Consider the following 263-nt stretch of genomic DNA (forward strand, 5'->3'; position numbering starts at 1 on the left):
TTCGAGAATAGCCTTGAGTCTTTCATGGAAAGGGTCCTGGTTCTCTTCCAGAACAATGATGAACTCATCGCCGCCGATCCTCGACACGATGCCGCTGCTTTTAATTTGCGCCGATATCCTCTGGGCAACCACCTTGAGCAATTCGTCCCCGGCGGCATGTCCAAGGCTGTCATTCACCAGCTTGAAATTATCAAGATCGACAAAGGCTACGGCCAGGGAATTCCCCGCCTGCGATGCCTTTTCCAAGAGAGCGACGACCTTTC

At 52.5% G+C, this 263-nt stretch carries 1 protein-coding gene; it reads right to left on the reverse strand.

Annotated features, from left to right (window positions below; genetic code table 11):
• A partial coding sequence (locus ACR9ZK_RS22330) for a diguanylate cyclase domain-containing protein (protein ID WP_481344124.1) occupies window positions 1-263 on the reverse strand: 263 nt, incomplete at both ends.

Source organism: Monashia sp. HAY1-5C, from assembly GCF_056755255.1.